Origin of the sequence: Streptomyces sp. NPDC058646, assembly GCF_042716875.1 — a bacterium.
GTDB lineage: Bacteria > Actinomycetota > Actinomycetes > Streptomycetales > Streptomycetaceae > Streptomyces.
In genome coordinates, this window is record NZ_JBHXRK010000001.1 from 20,390 (window position 1) to 39,039 (window position 18,650).

Here is an 18,650-nt window from a genome sequence, read left to right on the forward strand (position 1 = left end):
CCTGCGCCGCCGGGCCCGCCCGGGTGCGGGCGGGGCGCCGGCGTCGTGCGGGCGCGCCCGGGTCTCACGCGTCGGCGGGAACGGCCGGGGGCCTGCTGCCGGCCGCTACGTCCCCGGTCCGGGGGGACGCCGTGGCGCCCGGGCGGACGAGACCGGCGAGGCGCCCGGCGAGGTGCTCGGTGTAGCGGGCGGTGAGCGGTCCGGCGAGCACCAGGATGAGGACGTAGGCCGTGGCCAGCGGGCCGATGCGGGGTTCGGTACCGACGGCCAGCCCGGCGATGACGATGGAGAACTCGCCGCGGGCGACGAGGGTTCCGCCGGCCCTCCAGCGGCCGCCGCCCTTGATGCCGGCGCGGCGGGCCGCGTACCAGCCGGTGGCGATCTTGGTGAGGGTCGTGGCGATCGCCAGCAGGAGCGCGGGGACCAGCACCGGGGGGATGGCGGCCGGGTCGGTGGACAGGCCGAAGAAGACGAAGAAGACGGCGGCGAACAGGTCCCGTAGCGGCGTCAGCAGACCGCGGGCCCCCTCGGCGACCTCGCCGGACACGGCGATCCCGACGAGGAAGGCGCCCACCGCGGCGGAGACGTGCAGCCCCTGGGCGATCCCGGCGACCAGAAGCGTCAGGCCCAGGACGACCAGCAGGAGCAGCTCGGAGTTGTCGGAGGAGACCGCCCGGCTGATCACGCGTCCGTGGCGGAGCGCCAGGTACAGGACGGCGCCCACGGTGCCCAGGGAGATCAGCAGGGTGAGGGCGCCGCCCGCCAGGCCCGCACCGGCGAGCAGGGCCGTGAGGATGGGGAGGTAGAGGGCCATGGCGAGGTCCTCGATGACCAGGACGCCCAGGACGACGGGGGTTTCCCGGTTGCCGAGGCGGCGCAGGTCACCGAGGACCTTCGCGATGACCCCGGAGGAGGAGATCCAGGTGACGCCGGCCAGGGCCACGGCGGCGACCGGCCCCCAGCCCAGCAGCACCGCGGCGACGGCGCCGGGCACGGCGTTGAGGACGAAGTCGACCGCGCCGGAGGGGTATTGGGTACGGAGGCTGGCGACGAGTTCGGACGAGGAGTACTCCAGCCCGAGCAGCAGGAGCAGCAGGATGACGCCGATCTCGGCACCCGTCGCGACGAACTCCTCGCTGGCGCGCAGCGGCAGGAGGCCGCCGTGCCCGAAGGCCAGACCTGCCAGCAGGTACAGGGGGATGGGGGAGAACCCCACCCTGCCGGCCAGACGGCCCAGCAGGCCCAGGACAAGGATGATGGCTCCGAGTTCGATCAGCATGGCGGTCGTGTGATGCACGGGCGTCGGTCCTCCGGTCGGGTCGGTGACGGCGTCAGTGCCTCGGCGGCTGCTCCGGGCAGGGAGAGGTCACGGCCCGGGGCGGCACGCGGTGCGGCAGGTGTGCGGGTGCGGGTGTACGGGGTGCAGGGCTCGGTGCGGAGTGGGCTGCGGGGTGCCGCGGCCGGTACGGGCCGGGCCGGCGGTCGGCGGTCGGCGGTCGGGGCGGCGGGCGGCGGGGGCGCGCCCGGCCGCGCGTGGCCGGTCCCTGGGACGCCGGGGCTGCATGCGGGCGCACAGCGCGGATCGGCACCCGACGCGACGGCACGCCGGGGCTGCGTGCGGGACGGGGCGAACGGCGAGGCGGGCGAGGGCCCGGCGGTGGGGGGCGGACGGCCCGGTCAGGCGTGGAGCCCGGCCGTGGTGCTATCGGGCACGCTGTCGCGCGCGGCGTTGTCGATCCGTGCCGCCCTGGCGGGGTGAGCGGTCAGCCGGCGGGTCGCCGACGGGGCGGGGAGGCACGCCGCCTGGAACTTCCGGCCCATGTCGTCCCCCTCGTCCGTCTCGTCGCTCCGGCTCGTCCAGAGCCCTGGGACCGCCACGACCCCACAATGAGCACTCGTCCGCTCAATCGAGCATAAGCGTTTGATGAGGGAGTTTACCTTATGGCCAACGATGCATGACGGTCAGTCATCACTAATTCGGCAGGTCCGTCCGCCCACCGAGGTGGGGTGCGGGTGATGCCCCCGCCGTGGAGAGGAGGCGGAACCTCCGGCCATCGTGCCCTGCCGGCGGCTCCGTTCGCATTGCCGACTCCCGGCAGTCTTCATGCGACCTTGACGCGGTCGACGCGGTCGACGCGGTCGACGGGGCCGGCCGGACGTGAAGGGAGCGGGCCGGCCGACCGGCGGACTCCCCGACCTGCTCATCGCGGCCGAAACGGGTGCACCGCGTCACCGCGGCGCTCGGGGCGCGGTGGTGATGCTCCTGACCGGGGCGACCGACCGCGGCCCGGGACCGGCCGCCGTGACGCGGTCAGCGGCGGCGTCGGCATCAGCGTCAGCGGCGCCGGCCCCAGGCGATGCGACAGCCCAGGTACGCCGTGCCCACCGGCCCCAGGACGATCAGCGCGGTCAGCGTCAGCGCACTCGACACGGGGTGGCGTCCGCGGTCGACGCGCCCTGCGGGCTGCGCAGCATGAAGCGGGGCAGGGTGCGGGCGAAGCCGACGGCGCCCCCGAAGCAGACGGCCAGGGCGGCGAGCAGCAGCACGGTCTCCCGGCCGGTGACCGCCACCCAGGCCTCTTCGCTCACGTCCGGCCGGCCGGGTCCTGGTCCGGGGCCTTCTCCGGCGACTTCGCGGGGGAGGGCACGGCGGCGAGCAGGGGTTCGGACGGGGCGCGGCGGCGGGCGAACCAGGCGGCGGCGGGCTCGGTGTAACGGGCGGTCAGCGGCCCGATGACGACGAGGATCAGCACGTACGCGGTGGCGAGCGGCCCGAGCGCCGGTTCTATGCCGGCGGTCACGGCGAGGCCGGCGATCACGATGGAGAACTCGCCGCGTGCGACCAGGGTGCCGCCCGCCCGCCAGCGGCCCTTGACGCCGATCCCGGCCCGCTTCGCGGCCCAGTAGCCGGTGGCGATCTTCGTACCGGCGGTGACGACCGCGAGGGCCAGCGCGGGCAGCAGCACGGGCGGGATGCTCGCGGGGTCCGTGTGCAGGCCGAAGAAGACGAAGAAGACCGCTGCGAACAGGTCGCGCAGCGGGCTGAGCAGCGTGTGGGCCCCTTCGGCGACCTCGCCGGAGAGGGCGATGCCGACGAGGAAGGCCCCGACGGCGGCGGAGACCTGGAGCTGCTGGGCGATGCCCGCGACCAGCAGGGTCAGTCCCAGGACGACGAGGAGGAGCTTCTCGGGGTCGTCGCTGGAGACGAACCGGGATATGTGGCGTCCGTACCGCACCGCGACGAAGAGGACCGCGCCCGCCACACCGAGGGCGATGGCCAGCGTCGCACTCCCGGCCGCCAGGCTGACCCCGGCGAGCAGCGCGGTGATGATCGGCAGGTAGACGGCCATGGCCAGGTCCTCGAGGACCAGGATGCTGAGGATGACCGGGGTCTCGCGGTTGCCGACGCGCCCGAGGTCTCCCATGACCTTGGCGATGACCCCGGACGAGGAGATCCAGGTGACGCCGGCCAGCACCACGGCGGCGACCGGCCCCCAGCCCATGAGTAGCGCGGCGACCGCGCCGGGCACGGCGTTCAGGCCGAAGTCCACCAGACCGGCCGGGTACTGGGTCCTGAGGTTGGAGACCAGGTCACTGGCGGTGTACTCCAGGCCGAGCATGAGGAGCAGCAGGATGACGCCGATCTCGGCGCCGATCGCGACGAACTCCTCGCTCGCACCCATGGGCAGCAGCCCGCCGGTGCCGAAGGCCAGCCCGGCCAGCAGGTAGAGGGGGATCGGGGAGAACTTCAGGCGCCCGGCGACGCGGCCGAGCAGACCCAGCCCCAGGATGATCGCCCCGAACTCGATCAGGAAGACGGCGGAGTGCACCGGCGCTCACTCCCGTCCGAGGACGGAGGCCGCCGCGTCGACGCCCTCGCGGGTGCCGATCACGATGAGGGTGTCCCCGCCCGCGAGCCGGAAGTCGGGCGCGGGGGAAGGACGGGCCTCGGCGCGGCGCAGTACGGCCACCACCGACACCCCGGTCTCGGTCCGCATGCGGGTCTCGCCCAGCAGGCGTCCGTTCCAGTACGAGTGGGCGGACAGCTCGATGCGCTCGGCGACCAGGCCCAGGTCGGTGGTGTGCAGGACGTTCGGGCTGTGGTGGGCGGGCATCAGCGCGTCGATCAGCGCGGCCGACTCCGACCCGGTCAGGTGCAGCGACTGCGCACACGCGTCCGGGTCGTCGGCGCGGTACAGGTTCACGGTCCGCGTTCCGTCACGGTGGGCGATCACCGACAGGTGGCGGTGTTCGCGGGTGGTGAGGTCGTACTGGACCCCGATGCCGGGCAGTGGCGTGGTGCTCATCCGTGGAGCAGGCACAGCTCTGTCCCCCCTTGCTTCGCGTTCGGCAGTGGTGCGGCGCAGTCCTGACGGGAGGTCCTGACGGCAGACAGGGTCCCGAAGCCGCGCAGGGTCATGGTGCCACCTCGCCGAACGGGCGGGATATGGGTGCTGCCACGGATGGACAAGCTCCCCGGCGGACGACAGGCTGAGGCGGGGACACGGATCCCGTCGCAGGTCACCGTAGGCGCGGGGCCGTACCGGCGGGGACAGTGGAGGTGAGCGCCCGCCGGGGCTCGGAGGCGGGAACGAAGGGGAGGGACGGACATGTCGCTGTACTGGCGGATCTTCCTGCTCAACGCGGCCGTCCTCGTCGCCGCCGTCCTGCTGCTCCTCGATCCTCAAGCTCGTCGCCGAAGGCCACTCCTCGAAGGAGATCGGCGACCTCCTCGTCATCAGCGCCAAGACCGTGGAGCGCCACCGGGCCAACCTGCTCCAGAAGCTGGGGATGCGCGACCGCCTGGAACTCACCCGCTACGCCATCCGCGTCGGCCTGATCGAGCCGTGACGGATGGACCTCCGACCCGGGACACGGCCCGTGCATCACGCCGGCGAACCGGCAGGCGACCGCGCCCGGAGCGCCCGGGGAACGACGCTGCGCCGGCTGGGGCCGCTGCTGGCGTGGTGCACGGCCGTCACCCTCGTCCTGGGGCCGGCGGGCGCGGCCCTGCGGCAGCCGGTGACCCTGCCGGGGTGCGGTGCGTCCGCCGTACTCCTGACCGCCGTCGGAGAAGCGGCCCACCGGCTGGGACGGCGCCTGCGGCACGGCACCCGGAGAACACGCCGACGCGGACGCCCCCGATGTCCCCGGCACCCCAGCAGGCCCCGCACCCGTACAGGGGCGGACCTGATGCTCGTGTGCGGCGACGACGCGCTCGCCGTACGGCTGGCGGGCGACCCCACGACATCCACCGGCAGCTCGTCACGCTGCTGCTGCCCGACGCCGACACCACCGGCCCCGCTTTGCCGCGGACCACGAGGGCGGTCGAGGCCGAGGCACCGGACGCCACCGCCCTCCGCGCGACCCCGCGCTCGGCGACCCCACCGAGCGCCGGCTGCTCCAGCTCTTCACCGGCCTGTCGGCCCGCTCCTCCTACCGGTCCTGATCGCCGCCGTCTGGGAGCCTTCGGTTCCTTCCGCTCCGCCTCCGCCCTGCGCCGGCCGCCCCGCGGCACGGCGGACCACGTCGTCCTGCCGGGCCTCGGCCAGGTCGGCACCCGCGTACGGGCCCGCCTGCGCGAACTCGGAGTCACCGTCGTCTGCGTGGAGGAGGACCCCGAAGCCCGCGGCATCGCCCTCGCCCGGAGCCTGCGCGTCCCCGTCGTACTGGGCGACGTCACCCAGGAAGGCGTCCTCGAAGCCGCCCGGACCGACCGCGCCCACGCCCTCCTCGCACTCACCAGCTAGACACCACCAACTTCGAAGCCGTCCTCTGCGCACGCACCATCACCGCCGACCTGCGCGTGGCCCTGCGGCTCTACGACGACGACTTCGCCACCGCCGTCCACCCCAACCTGCGTGCCGCACACCCCCAGGCCCTCACCCGAAGCCGCAGTGTCACCTCCTTGGCCGCCCCGCCTTGGCCGGCGCCATGATGGGCCGACATGTCCTGGGGGCCGTACCCGTGGAACGCCGCGTCCTGCTTTCCGCCGCCGTCGACGTCGCCGGCCTGCCCCACCTCGAAGGCCGCACCATCGCCGACACGTTCCGGCCCGGACACCGGCGGGTCCTCGCCACCGACCCGTCCGAGCGCCGCCCCGGCCTGCGCACCACCCGGCTCGACGGCCGCAGCCACGTCAGCGGCCTCCGTCCTCGGCCCGGCCGACCGCGTCGTCATCGCCGCCACCCGCCTGGGCCTGGCCGAACTCCTCAACCACGCCGACCCCCCCGTCCCCGCCGGCCTGACCCGTGCACCCCGGCTCTGCTCCCCGCCCCCCGGGGCTGCCATGATCTCCCCTCGGACCATGGAGCCGCAGGAGTGGGAGGACCGACCGACCGTGACCGGCATCGATTTCCTGGCCTCGTTCATCGCGACGGGCCGCCTGCACGGCCTCGTCACCGGCTCTCCCCTCGGCGAGGTCGACCGGGCCATCCCCCACCGCTTCGTCGATGTCGTCGACGAGGGCGGCGAGTCCCTGCGCCGCGACTACGGATTCGTCGAGTTCTACTTCAACCTCAACCACGCCGGCAGGTGGGTGATGTCCGGCGGGTCGATCGAACTGCACCGCCTCGCGTTCGGCTACGACAGGGCGGCGGAGTGGGCCCGTGCCACGGGGGTCGACTTCCCCCGTTACGTAGCCTGGAAGGACGTCCAGGAGGCACTCGGCCGGATCCCCGGAGCCCCCGCATTCAAGGTGGCCGCCCAGGGAGGCTTCCTCGAACACCGGGCGGCGGGCGTCTCCGTCATCGTCGTGGACGACGAGGAGGAAGAGCGCGGCTACCACGCGGGCCACGGCGACCTGTGGAGCGTGAGCCTGTGGACGCCGGCACCCACGAGATGACCCCTCGCGGTCCGCCGCAGGCACGGCGAACCCGCTGTGTCATGAGTCTTGCGGCGAACCCGCAACGCGTACGAGGTCCCCTCGGGCCAGATGCTGTACTACAGGTCCGTCCTGTGCCGAACCTGACCGAGCACGTGGTCGAGGAGGCCGGGCACGTGCCGTCCGCCCAGGACGAGCTGCCGATCCAGCAGGCGGTTTCCTGTCTCGCACGAGGTTTCGCTGACGAGGGCGCATCCGTGGCAGGCCGACAGATTGAGTTGCGACGAGCCTTGGCGATCGCTCTCGATGCACACCGGGTCGTTCGAACAGACATCTGCGTCACTCAATGCGGCCAGCAGAAGGGGGAGGATCCTGTCCGGCGCGCCCAGTCGGACGAGCCCGCCGAGGGTTCCCTGTGCGTCCCCGGCCGCCGTGTAGATGAAGATGCCCGCGGTGCGGTCCGGCCGATCGGAGTGTGCGTAGATGCGCTCCTGGAGGGCCGCGGACGCGTAACCGCTCGCGAACGCGAGCCGGCGGATCAGCAGGTGGGAGATCGTGTGGAGCGCGACGAACCGAGGCTCGGGCACGTCCAGGCGCTGGGCCCACGGGCTCACGTCCCGGCGGCGCGCCAGGATGTCGGCCCGTGCGCGGACCTCGGGCAGGACCTCCCACTCGGACATCCGCTTCTCGTCGAACCGGAGGAAGATCCCCTCGCCGAACGTCTCGACGGCGGGATAGACGGGATTCCGTCGCCGGTCCGGACCGAGATCGGCAGAGATGAAATCGGAGTCGGCGTCGTGACGTCGGAACCCGCGCAGCGCTCTGACCTCACGGACCCGGCGCACCTGGCCCACACCGACGAGTCGGCTGGTGAGGGCTGAGAAGCGATCCGCAGTGGCGGGCATCCGCCAGCCGTCGACGACGAAGTCGCCCGCACCGTGGTCCCTGCCGCCATCGAGTTTCTGGACGAAGGCAGCCCATTCACCGTCCTTGAGGTCGAGGAGTGGGGACTCGCCGGAGTCCTCACCGCCGGCGGCAAGGGCGAGGACGTCTTCCGGCGACACCCCCTCGATCTCGTCCGCGATCCATCCGGCCACCATCTCCGCCTGCGGGCCGCCGTTGTCGGCCACCACTTTCTCGAAGTACACATGGCCCCGGATCAGGTCCGTCGTCCGCTCGGACCGGGGACGTTCCTCAGGGATGTCGAGCGCCGAGAGACGATCCGCGATGTAGTTGCCGGTGGCACCGCGCTGAACGGCGGCGAGGTGGTGATCGCAGACGTGATCGGGCTTCGGGTCCTCCCACGGCTGGGTGCCCTCGCAGCGGATGCCGTCCCGGTGCAGCGACTCATTGCCGACCAGCTCGGAGAGCGGACGGGACCGGCCACACCCGGTGCACTGGACGCGGAGCGACCCCAACCCCTCCCCGAGCCGGGACGAGCGTACGAACTTCAGTTCCTTGTATGCGCGGCAGAACCGCACGGCGTCGCTGACGCCTCCGTCGTTGCCACGGTGTGCCCACTTGAACCAGGGGATGTCCTGGATGTGACTGCCCTTCCGGCACACGGCGACGTAGCGCATGGGCACGAGCGTCCCGCCGCACTCGCAACTGTTGGTGAAGCGGCCCTTGTTCTTGCCGGTGAACTGGGAGAGCTTGGTGCACCTCTCACAGAACCGCCAGGCAGGGAACCGCCAGTAGAGCAGGTGCGGGGTCCCCTTGGCCGCGCGCCCCGAGTGGGCCGGTGCCTGGCGCAGGACACCGGCGCCCAGCCGTGAGAGGAGCCGTTCGCAACTGATCTCGGGGGCGAACCTGCGGTCCCACCACGAGGTGTCGGGTGCGATCAGGGACTCCCCGAGCACATCGACGATGGCCCCCACACCGAACGGTGAGAGCGTTTCCGACAACCGCAGGTCATGCAGGATGCGTTCCACGGTCGCCTCCTTCCATCGGCTCACGAACCTGCACGGCGACCTTCGGCTCGACCGACCGCATCGAGTCGGCGACGAGCCACCCCTCGCCCCGCTGACCGAACCGCTTCAACAGAGCGTTGTCGTCCGACTTTCTTCGGTCGTACAACAGTGTGGATCCGGCCTCCCGCGCCAGGCGCGCGCGGCGGTCCCAGTCGCACAGGAGCCGCCGCACCTCTTCCTCGGTCTCCTCGGTCTCTGCACCGTCGGAGCGGCTCACCAGGTCGAGGAACGTCGCGACGAGCCCGTCGACCGCCCCGCGCATCCGATCGTCGGAGAGGTCGAGACGTGACGCGCGATCGTTTTCGGCGAGGGTGGAGAACGAGTGCCTCAGCAACGCCACGAGTGCGCCGGCGAGCGATCGTCCGCGGGACGCCACCGACCAGGGGGTGACGCTCGTCGGTTCGACGCTGCGGTAGAGCGCTTCGTGATAGCCGCGGAACGTCTCGAAGTGCGAGCGGTCGCGCGCACGGTTCGAGCGGAACAGCGTCGTGACGATGCCGTTGTTGCGCCCGCGGCCGACCCGGCTGGTGGCTTGGATGTACTCGGCGGTCGTCTTGGGCTGGCCGACCATCAGCATCAGTGCCAGTCGTGGGATGTCGATCCCCACGGACAACATGTTGGAGGACAGGACCACATCGACGGCCCCGTCCCCGTCGTCCACGCTCCGGTTCAGTTCGCGCAGATCATTGGGGAGTTCCTCCGGACCCCGTCGGCTGGTCAGTTCCAGGACCCGGTCGGCCTGGACCCGACGCAACGGCAGGCCCAAGCGCTCCGAACGCGGTTCCAGGCGCCCGTTCACATCGTCGACGACGAGCGTCCCCGAGCGACCGAGCTCACGGAGACTGTTGTGGTACATCACGGCCGTCCAGTAGGAGTCCCGAGTCGTCTCCGGATCGGGTGCTCCGGCGAGCACCTCGGGGATCTCGACCATCGGAGCGGTCGCGGCGATCACCGCGGAGACCTGGGAGAGGGACTGCGGCATCAGCCCGACGTACATACGGCCCTCGCCGCTCTCCACGGGTCGGGAGAAGAAGGTCCGGTCGCCGTCGAGCCCCGCCGGGGGGTACAGGGCGACGCTGCGCCCGTACAGCGCCCGGACCTGCGCGTCCGACGCGCGGATCGTGGCCGTCGAGGCGACGATCTTGGGAGCCGATCCGTTCTTGCCCAGGAGCATCTTGACCACGGCGTCGAAGACCGCGACCGTCGTGCCGAGCGGCCCCGACAGCAGGTGCAACTCGTCCTGGATGATCAGGGAAGGCTGCCGGAACGACGTGTCGAGGCCGAGCAGACGGCCCGCCTCCGGCTTGAACTGGAGACGGGCGAACTTGTCCACCGTGGCCAACAGGATCGTCGGAGGATCCTCGTAGAGCACGTCATCGACCACGCCCACGGGGAGCTCGTCACGGAACCGGCAGTCCTCACGGGTGCAGTGGACGACGACGTCGCGGCCGACGAGCCGGAAGCCGTACCGAGCCCGGTCGTGGGACTTGGCCTCGGGCAGGAGCGCGGCGCCGCACCACGGACAGCTTTCGACCTGGAACCTGTTCACCTCCTTGGGCCGGGATGCCTTGTGCAGGCGCTCCAGGGCGCCCTCGGCGTCGTCCCTCGTGGCAGGGGTGACCTCGTTGCCGACCCACAGGCCGATGGAGAACCGGGCCATGCCCTTCACCCGCGGGTCGCCGCGACGCAGGACCTCCATGGCGCAGACGAGGGAAGCCGCGCGCTGGAATTGCTGTGACGTCAGGAGACGGAGCGTGTACCGAGTGATCACCGCGGTACCGGCACCTGCGACGCCGTGCACGATCCGGCGATGGAAGATCTCGATCGCCGCCAAGCCCAGGTAGGCCTCCGTCTTCCCTCCGCCGGTCGGGAACCAGATCAGATCGACGAGCTCGCGGTCGTCGTGCCTCTCGTCGACGGTCGACGCGAGGGACACCAGCAGGAAGCCGAGCTGGAAGGGGCGCCAGCGGGGCTCCTCCACCGCTGCCGGGTCCTTGCCGTTCTTGATCGCTGTCTGACGTAGCTGCAGCCGCATCGCGGCCATCCCGAGCGCGAACGCCTTCCTCAAGGCGTCCTGGTCCGTGTCACGCAGCAGGTCCACACCGGCTTCCATGCGGCGCACGGCGATGCGCGCCCGTTCGGTGATCGACTGGGCTGCAGGAGCGTCCTCTGCGTGCTCACCGACCCGGTCCTCCTGCTCCGCGACCCAGTCGGAGAAGGACGCGACGAATACGTCCAGTGTCGGCAGGACCGCAGCGGGCTCCGCGTGGATCCGCTCCAGGAGGTCGAGGCGGAGCGCCTTCTCCGCCTCGGATCCGGGAGCGAACCCTGTGGTCTCGACCGCGGGGACGACATACGCCGGTACGGGATCGAGAAAGACACGCGTGCACGCGCCGTCCCGCAGGTCCCAGTCGGCCGCCATGCCGTGGCCGACCGCGTACACCCTCTTGTCCCGGTAGCGCAGCCGTAGTTCGGCGGACTCCTCGTCCAGATCGAGCGACCGGGCGCCGTCGTACTCGAAGATCTGCCCGTCGCGGGCGGGGGTCACCCCGAGTGCGATCTGAAAGAGCATCAGGGCGATGTCGGACCGGTCGTTGCCCGTCGACTTGGACAGCACGCGCGCATGCACTGTCACGAGATGGACGTCGCCGTACGGGCGCCATCTCGATCCGATCTCCAGCTCCACCTCTCCCGCCCGGAACTCGTACGGGGGGCGCTTGCCGGACAGCTCGATCCCGTCGAACCGGAAGGGCCGGCGCTGCCAGCGCGGGGGCCCGTCGCCTGTCACCGGCTGGTAGGTGCCGCCCGAGAAGTCGCACGAGACGGTGTCCCGGTCCGTGACGAAGGAGATCGCCACCGACGAGGGGCGCCAGTCTTCGGCCAGCGGCACGCCGGCGTCGGCCTCCTCCACGTCTCCCTCGGTGACATCGGCCGAGACCTCCACCCCCTCGTCGCCGTCCCCGGTACCCGCCGAAGACCCGGCGGGGAACAACATCCCGACGGCGTACTGCCGGTCCGGCATGTTGGTGACTACCTCGTCCTCGCCGCTGTCCGGTCCGACGTACGCCGCACGAAGGTGATCCAGCGCGAGGTCCTGCGCCTTGGTCCTGCTCATCGGGTCACCGCCCGCTGGGGGAGCAGCTGCTGGAGACGTCGTCGGTCCTCCTTGGACGCGACGATGTGCAGGGAGACGCGAGCACGCGTGACCGCCACGTAGAAGGCCGCGGTCCCGGCGTCGTCGTAGGTCCGGGGAAGGTTGCACACGATGATGTGCTCCGCTTCGAGACCCTTCGCGTACCTCGGGCTCGTCACGATGTGTCCGCGGGGCATCTCGTGGGGAGCCGCGGTCGACGTCGTGCTGATGATCCAGATGTCAGGACCGCGGACCCCGTCGGCCAGCAGTCGGCGTGCCACGGAGTCGGCCGCGGCGAGGTCGGCTTCGGCATCAGGAGTGTGCCACTGGACCCGCTCCCCGTGGACGATGCCCGGATCGCCGACGTCCGCCGCGAGGTATTCCTGCACCATGTGCACGATCGCTCGCGTATTGCGGACGTTGAGGTCCAGGTCGACCGACAGCGCTTCGGGGGCGATCAGTTCGAAGACGTCCCGGTCGAAGCCCCCGTCGACGTGTGCCTGGTTGTTCATGTCGAGGAACATGCGCCACCGACCGCCGGCCCGTCCACTGACGACGACTGCGTCGAGCAGGTCCATCGCCTCCGCGGTCATCAGGTCCTGTGCCTCGTCGACGAACACAGCGTCGTAGCCCTTGGTCGGCCGCAATCGGTCGAACGGGACCACGTCGATGTTGCGACCGGTCACGTGTGGGGCGAAGAAGCGCACGAGTTCCGGGGACCGGAAGGTCACCAGTACGGACCTCCCCTGGTCCGCCTCCTGTTTGGCAGCCTCGACGAGGACGAGGGACTTGCCCGTCCCGGCACCTCCGAACACCATCACGCGAGGGTTGCGGGCAAGCGATGCGAGGACCCTTGCCTGGCTCGCCGTGGCGCGGTTCTGTTCCTCGATGACCGCCCCGCGTTGCGCGTCGATCACGGGCATCCGCGTGAACTCGCCGAACAATCGGGCCCGAAGGTCCTCGATCCTCGCGAACCTCCGGCCGACAGGAGGCTTGCGCGAGGCCGCCGCGACGGCGTCGAGCGCACGGGTCATGTGCTCCCTGCTCATGGCGTCCTTCGCCAGCCAATGGGTCGGCTGCCATTCGACCGAGTGCGGGAGCGGCTCGGTGTCGGGTGTGACGACGACGGCCTCGTGGGCGAACCAGCCGATGCCCTCCTCATGGAGGATGTCCCGCAGCGCGTGCATGGCGGAACGGGCCTGCTCCATCGGGGAACCGGCCAGCTTGTGCCAGTCGTCGCGACGGTCGACGCTGTACCAGGCCCCGTCGAATTTCCTGACGCCCCCGCCCTTCACCTCGACGAGGATGACGACCTTCTTCCAGAGGATGACGAAGTCCGCCTCCGCCTGCTGCTTGTAGGCGTGGGACCGCAGCTTCACCGAATGGAAGGCGACTGCGTCGGGGTCGCCCTCCATGTCTCGGAGCAGACGGGCGACCCTGCGTTCGGCGTCGCTGTCCGCGTTCCTCTCGATATCAGCAAGATCGGGAACGAGGATCACGCGCGTTGTTCCTTCCACAGGTCTTCGTACTCGCGGTACCCGAGCAATTCGTTGACGTCGCCGAAGTTGTCCGCCATGTCCACAATGAGGCACTCGGGTTTACCGCCGTTGGCGAGGCCGCGCAGACCACGTCCGGCCATCTGGATGTAGGCGTTCGGGCTGAAGGTCGGGCGAGCGATGTACAGGGCGCGGACGCCCGGGGCATCGAACCCCTGGATCAACAGGTCGCAGTTCGTGAGGACGCGGATCTCGTTCTTCTTGAACTTCGTGATGATGTCGCGGCGTTCCTGTCTGCCGGTCTGTCCGCTCACCGCCGCCGCCTCGACCCCGCGGTACCTCAGCGTCGCGGCGAGCACCTGGGCCGACAGGACGTTCGGAGTGAACACCAGCACCGGCCAGTCCTCGTTCAGACCCATGATGTGGTTGACGAGGGTGGCCATGCGGGCCTGGTCCCGGCCGATCCGCTCCATGACACTGGGGCTGACCCTGCGCTGCTCCGTGGCCTCGGTGATCTCCTCAGGCCGGAGCTGGACGTCGATGCCGTTCAGCACCTGGTGCTCGACCCGCGCGAGTACGCCGATCTCCGCGAGCTGCTTGTACGCATCCGAGTCGAAGGCATTGAGCTTCTGGTTGCCGAACCGGTTCGCGAGGGCCGTCGTCGCCGCCTCGGACGTCCCCTTGAACGGTGTCGCGGACAGACCGACCAGGGGGCGTGCCCAGCCGCGCCCGGCCACGCCGAGCCAGTCCAGGATGCGCGTGTACCGCTCGGAACCGCCCGCACGATGCCCCTCGTCGACGATGACTGCCGACGAGTCGGCGAGCCACGCGTACTCCGGACTGCCGAGGATGACGTCGAGCTTGGCGTCCGTCGCGACGACGAGGCTGAACTCCGTGTCCGGTTCGTGGACGGTGTTGCCCTCCCAGAGCCGCCCCACCGTCAGCGGCCGCTCGTCCGCGAGCCCCCGCCAGACCGTCGTCCAGGTCTGCACCGCCTGCTCGCACAGCTCCAACGACTGTGCGATCCACAGGACCGGCCCCTGCAGGGCACCCTCGATGAAGAGCCTGAGGACGGTCTCCGCCGCGACGCGCGTCTTACCTGCACCCGTCGGGAGTTCCATCATCGCCTTCTGATGACGACCGTTCGCGTCGGGCTGGACAAGTACATTCCTGAGCTTGCCGCTGATCTCCTCCTGGAACGAGTGGAGGGGGTTGAGCTTCACGGCGCCCGGGACGACGAATTCGTGCTCCTGGCGCTCGTTGCGGCGGCCCGCGTACTTGGTCCCGAAGCCCATCTTCCGCAACCACGAGATGGCTGCGGGGCCCCCACCCCACGCACTCGGCACGTCGGGGAAGCCCTCCTGCCGGAACAGATCGGCGAGCAGCTTGATCGAGTCCGATCCGTACACAGTGAGGAAGAGCTCGGAGACGGAGGCGTCGCCATCGAGCAGTCCCTGTGTCTCCAGAGCCTGCCACAGCCCCTTGGGCAAGGCCTCCCGCAGGTCGTCCGGCCCGAAGTAGACGTCGAGCCGCTCGGCGTCGGTGGAAGCCGCCTTTGCTTCCTGCCGAAGTCCCTCGAGCCGGTGGTCGAGACCCGTTCTGAGGACGCCCTCGAGCTCGGCGTTCGTCAGCCGGAGCTCGAACGCGTCGTTGACGCAGCCGAGGAGTCGCCGCTCGTCGGCATCGCCGCGTACGACCAGGGCCGACCCGTCGAGGTGCCAAGGCAGCGGTTTGTCCTCGACGCCGTCCTCTGTCGTCACACGCTTGACCACCTGGATCGCCCGGGCGACCGTCGCGTTGGTCAGCTTGTCGGCGACGTGCGTGCTGCGCAGCCCGGTGAAGACGTCGACGACCCGCTCGCTGCCCTGCTCCCCGTCGATCACCATCGAGAACGCGAAGCTGTCCTCGAATCGCCGGCACCCCACCGAGGCCACGAGTTCCAGCGCCTGGGCATCCGTCACGCGCAGGTACGGACGCTGACGCGAGGAGAGGAACTCCTGCTGCTCGTCCGTCGTGGCGAGGTAGACGGACGCGGGGGAACGCGACTCGGTGGCTCGCTTCACCCGGGCGGGAATGCTCGGGGGATGGCCACCCGGATAGGCGATGCTGCACGCCGTCGTGATGAACTCGACGAGGAGGGTGTCCTCGATGTTGGGCGGGAACAGCTCGGCTTCGAGTGCTTCCCTGAGCACGGGAGCGGGTACGGCTTCCAGCTCGTCCGGCAGGCCCAATGCCTCGGGGACCTGGCGTGGTCCGCGGAACAACGGCAGGAGCTTCTCGTACTTGACGAGAGACGGGGCGACGACGTCGGCCGGCCGACGGTACCCGCGGTTCGAGTGGAGCAGACCCGCACGGTCCACCGCCCAGCGAACCGGTGACGGCACGGAATGGGTCCGGCCCGTGTCGAGGTCCTCGCACGTCCATTCGGCGTCGCCGGTTTCGAGCAGGCCGACGGTCCAGCTCTCGCGCAACTTCGGGGATGCATCCGAGTCGAGCAGGATGGACAACATGGAGAACGGCCCCGGGCCCTCGCCGGGAAGGAGGTCGATGTTCTCGATCGGCCGTTCGCCGGGACCCTGATCGGCGTTGAGCGTTGCGACGACCCACTCCCGGTACTGCGCTAGCGCCGGCTCGTCCTCCGCGAAATATCTGCGCCTCGGCGCACGGACCACACCCAGCTCGTGCGCAACCTCGGGCATGCAGCGCCGTCGGTCCAACGTCCTTGATGCGTGCTCGTCGCCCAAGGGTTCGGAGAGGTCGAAGACCGTGCGCGGCCAGGCCCATCCACCGTCACGGGTCGGCACCTTGACCGTGGCCGGGTGGCCGGCCAACACCTTGCCCGCTTCGCGAGGAGGCAGTCCGAGAACGGCGTCCCAGAGCTTGGAGAGTTCGTCGTCGCCCGAGGAACCTGAGAGCGTGGCAAGGCGCGCGTTGAGGATCGCGCGCGGGTCCAGATCCCGGAAACCGACCTGTCTGAGGCCCTCGTCGACACCGGGCTGGGCCAGGAAGCCGGGAGAGACGAAGATCGCTCCCTCGATCTCGACGCCCTCCTCCTGGTGCAGGAAAACGACGCTCCTGTCCGCGAGTGACCGCATTCCCTCGGTGGTCGGGACGACCTTGGCCCGATAGACCTCGGACTGGGGCTTGTACCCGAGTACGAACTTGAACGCGTTGGCCGAGGACACCGTGTCCGGCCCCTCGGCCCACTCGCGCAGCCAGGAGAGCAGTCCGCGTTTCGGGAGTTCCTCCAGGGCTCGCTTCAGGTCCCTGTCCGTCGCGTCGATGCCCCCGTGCGGACTGGCCGCTATGAACAGCTGGCGCAGACGGGTGATGCGCTGGGGCGACGTGTAGCACCGCCAATGCGGCACGTCGGCGGCGGTGTGCGTGGAGTTGCTCCACGCACGATGGACGTCAGGCTGGGCTTGGACGGCGAAGTCCAAGGGGCGCAGGATGTCGGCGTTCACCAGGGTCCCCGTGGCGTCGGGTACCAGGTCGACGCCCGCAGCGGTCTCCGGCACGTGTGCGCAGAGCAGCTTGTCGCCGAATGACAACGGCTCCCGTCCTCGCGCCGGCATGTAGTCGAGGTGTGCGGCAGGGTCGTCGGGCTGCGTCACCTGCGGCAGCACGTCGACGAACATGTCCGAGAGCGTGGCGAGGATCTCCCGGTTGTAGTCGTTCTCCAGCAACGTGGTCCGATCGTCGTTCACGCTCCACGGAGCGTTGAAGAGCGCGGACGCAGACGTCTGGTCCTGGAGCGGGAAGTAGGACCAGAACCGTCCGATGCGTTGCCTAGCGTGGCGCTTCGGGATGGCGACGGTGACCTTGACCTCCGTACGGGAAACGGCCTCACCGACTTCCTTGCGCGCTGCCATGGACGGTGCGTGCATGCGGTCGGTGACGATCCACTCGTCGCCGCCACCGTCCGGGGTCTCGATCTTGAAAACCCCGCCTCCGAAGTCGCGAGAGGTGTGGCTGGTCCGGAAGCCGTCCGGGCCGAGCACCCTGAGCCTGACCTGGCGCACAGCGCCGACGAAGAGCAGGAACTCCGAGGCGAACGACTCGATCTCCCGACGGAGTCGGCCGAGGTTGGCGGCGTGCGGAAGTTTCACGACGGTGGAAGCCCACTCGGCGAGCTCCGCGAGGATCGGGTCCTCGGCGAACCTGGCCAACGGGTCGACGACAGTGGGTGTGCGCAGGATCGGATAGCGCCTTGCGGTGGACGTGATCCGGCCGATCTCGGACCGTGCCGTGCGCGAGTTGAACTCGAACGACACCGATCGGCTGAACACCTGTGGCGCGTCCGACACGGCCAGGACGGACTTGAACCCCAACCCGAAGCGCCCGATCTCGTCACCTCGTTTGCCGCTGAGGTGTGCGTGCGTGATCGCGGTGAGTCCGTTCTTGGAGAATGGGCGACCGGCGTTGGCACAGTAGAGGGTCTGATTCTCCGGGTCGAGGACGATCTCGACCCGCCCTGCGAAACCACTTCGGTCGTCACCGACCCCCGACATGGCGTCGGCGGCGTTCTGGACGAGCTCCAGCAGTGTCCGATTGGCATACCCGCCGACCCGGATGGACTCCTCGTGATTGGCGTGCTCGGAGACGAGGTGCGCGTTGGCCCGGTAGGAGGCGAGAGCCCTCTCGAACTGATCCCCCACTTCCCCCACGAGGCCCGCGTCCGGCGTCCAGGACTGTGGCGTGATCGTCACGGGCGACCGCTCCTCATCTCGAATGCATCCGAGCCGTCGGAAGATACAGGCCTGCTCGGAGCGGCTCCAACTCCCGGGGAAACAAGCTCGATCGGGCGCGATATCGCCTCGCGAGCGATGTGGGGAGGATCGCCGGATGGACGGACATGCATGCAGCCGCCGGACCGCTCGACAGCGCCACGACCGTCTCTCGGCCCAGCCCCATCCCAGTGTCGCAACCTTGACCCCTATGTCGTCGCTCGGTGGCCGGACGTGTGCAACCCGGCATAGTCCGACTGCACATGAATCTAGACGATGCGACCGACGTAGACGCCATGAATCCGGATCAAGGGACAGGTCTGATGCGATCGCTGCTCAAGGGTGTTCCGAACCTGATTCGATCATGCAGGTGGATCGGTCATGAGGCTGTGTCCAGATGTTGGTTACTGCCGCATCCGTAGCCGACCTAGGCGGCGGGTCTCCCGGCAGGTCGCCCTCGTTCAGGGCGCGCACGTCGTCAGCAGGCCCTCGTCGTTGCCT

The 18,650-nt window shown here is 70.1% G+C and carries 10 protein-coding genes and 2 pseudogenes; 3 read left to right on the forward strand and 9 right to left on the reverse strand.

Translation table 11 applies throughout. The annotated features are described in order from the left end of the window. Positions 1-64 precede the first annotated feature (64 nt). The 5 genes from ACFWUZ_RS00075 to ACFWUZ_RS00095 all read right to left on the reverse strand — a co-directional run bounded on the left by ACFWUZ_RS00075 (position 65) and on the right by ACFWUZ_RS00095 (position 4,307). The gene (locus ACFWUZ_RS00075) at positions 65-1,297 is read right to left on the reverse strand and encodes a cation:proton antiporter (RefSeq protein WP_384364466.1); all 1,233 of its coding nucleotides are present in this window, start codon (positions 1,295-1,297) and stop codon (positions 65-67) included. A 380-nt stretch (positions 1,298-1,677) separates the two neighbouring features. Next, a complete protein-coding gene (locus ACFWUZ_RS00080) occupies positions 1,678-1,878 on the reverse strand; it encodes a hypothetical protein (protein ID WP_384364469.1) in 201 nt (66 codons plus the stop codon). Between the two features lie 537 nt (positions 1,879-2,415). Further along, positions 2,416-2,589: a hypothetical protein gene (locus ACFWUZ_RS00085; RefSeq protein WP_384364472.1), complete on the reverse strand. Its 174-nt coding sequence runs from the start codon at positions 2,587-2,589 to the stop codon at positions 2,416-2,418. Next, entirely contained in the window at positions 2,586-3,830 is a 1,245-nt protein-coding gene (locus ACFWUZ_RS00090; protein WP_384364475.1) for a cation:proton antiporter, read from the reverse strand. Before ACFWUZ_RS00090 ends, ACFWUZ_RS00085 begins: the two co-directional genes overlap by 4 nt. 6 nt (positions 3,831-3,836) lie before the next feature. After that, the gene (locus tag ACFWUZ_RS00095) at positions 3,837-4,307 is read right to left on the reverse strand and encodes a cation:proton antiporter regulatory subunit (RefSeq protein WP_384364478.1); all 471 of its coding nucleotides are present in this window, start codon (positions 4,305-4,307) and stop codon (positions 3,837-3,839) included. A 373-nt stretch (positions 4,308-4,680) separates the two neighbouring features. On the opposite strand from ACFWUZ_RS00095, the pseudogene ACFWUZ_RS00100 reads away from it, so the two are divergent. The 3 genes and pseudogenes from ACFWUZ_RS00100 to ACFWUZ_RS00110 all read left to right on the forward strand — a co-directional run. After that, a pseudogene (locus tag ACFWUZ_RS00100) lies at positions 4,681-4,851 on the forward strand (response regulator transcription factor); the annotation flags it as partial. A gap of 520 nt (positions 4,852-5,371) precedes the next feature. Further along, positions 5,372-6,214 (forward strand): annotated as a pseudogene (locus tag ACFWUZ_RS00105) (NAD-binding protein); the annotation flags it as partial. Positions 6,215-6,340: 126 nt separating this feature from the next. Then, complete coding sequence (locus ACFWUZ_RS00110) at positions 6,341-6,844, forward strand: hypothetical protein (protein WP_384366350.1); 504 nt, start codon at positions 6,341-6,343, stop codon at positions 6,842-6,844. 98 nt (positions 6,845-6,942) lie between these two features. On the opposite strand, the gene drmB is transcribed toward ACFWUZ_RS00110, so the two are convergent. From drmB to ACFWUZ_RS00130, 4 genes are read right to left on the reverse strand one after another with little or no spacing between them, the layout of a single operon-like run. Then, positions 6,943-8,778, reverse strand: a complete 1,836-nt coding sequence (gene drmB / locus ACFWUZ_RS00115) for a DrmB family protein (protein ID WP_384364481.1) — start codon at positions 8,776-8,778, stop codon at positions 6,943-6,945. Then, positions 8,735-11,908, reverse strand: coding sequence for a helicase-related protein (locus ACFWUZ_RS00120; protein ID WP_384364484.1), 3,174 nt, complete (start codon positions 11,906-11,908; stop codon positions 8,735-8,737). The genes drmB and ACFWUZ_RS00120 overlap by 44 nt, the downstream gene beginning before the upstream one ends. Then, entirely contained in the window at positions 11,905-13,425 is a 1,521-nt protein-coding gene (locus ACFWUZ_RS00125; RefSeq protein ID WP_384364487.1) for an NERD domain-containing protein, read from the reverse strand. The genes ACFWUZ_RS00120 and ACFWUZ_RS00125 overlap by 4 nt, the downstream gene beginning before the upstream one ends. After that, positions 13,422-18,131, reverse strand: a complete 4,710-nt coding sequence (locus tag ACFWUZ_RS00130; RefSeq protein WP_384364490.1) for a sacsin N-terminal ATP-binding-like domain-containing protein — start codon at positions 18,129-18,131, stop codon at positions 13,422-13,424. The genes ACFWUZ_RS00125 and ACFWUZ_RS00130 overlap by 4 nt, the downstream gene beginning before the upstream one ends. Positions 18,132-18,650: the final 519 nt, after the last annotated feature.